This window comes from Castellaniella sp. S9, from assembly GCF_027257175.1.
Classification (GTDB): domain Bacteria; phylum Pseudomonadota; class Gammaproteobacteria; order Burkholderiales; family Burkholderiaceae_B; genus Castellaniella.
Map to the genome: position 1 here is coordinate 1 of NZ_JAPFGD010000027.1, position 725 is coordinate 725.

1 protein-coding gene is annotated in these 725 nt (G+C 59.2%); it reads right to left on the reverse strand.

Annotated features, from left to right (window positions below; translation table 11 throughout):
- Positions 1–725 (reverse strand): Ig-like domain-containing protein (locus tag OOZ48_RS18405; protein ID WP_269500269.1); only part of this gene is annotated, 725 nt, incomplete at both ends.

Here is a 725-nt window from a genome sequence, read left to right on the forward strand (position 1 = left end):
GCGTACTGCTGGCCATTGATCGTCACCGTGACCGTTGTTTCAGCGCCGGCTTCGGCAACAACTACGCCCGTCACCGCAATCGTCTCAGCACCAGACTCGGCGATGTTGATGACGTTGTCAGCAGTGATAGAGTCAACAGAAACCGCCAACTCAGGCGCAGTCGTGTCCACACCATAGTTGTGCGTGGTGGCCTGCGTTGTGCTGTTGCCTGCAGCATCCGTGGAGGCCGCGCTGACAGCCACAGAGCTGTCCGCCAACAAATCACTGGTCGCAACATCAACGGTCCAAGTACCCGCTGCCGCATCTACTGTGGCCGCGTACTGCTGGCCATTGACGGTGATTGTCACCGTCGTCGATGTGCCGTCCTCGGCGGCGACCGTACCAGTCACCGCAATCGTCTCTGCACCAGATTCAGCAGCGTTGATGATATTGTCGGCAGTGATCGAATCCACCGAGATCGCCAGTTCAGGCGCCTCGGTATCAACCAAGTAACCGTGAGTCGTGGTCTGCGTCGTGCTATTGCCCACAGCGTCGGTCGTCGTGACCGACACATCCACCGCGGTGGCAGCAGCTAGATCGGTGCCTGCAACCGCAATCGTCCACGTACCATCCGCAGCAACGGCGCCGATGTAATCAGTACCATTCACCGTCAGAGTGACGGCATCACCTTCGTTGAACTCACCCGTCACCGCACCGGTGACATCCACCGAAGCACCAGACTCAGC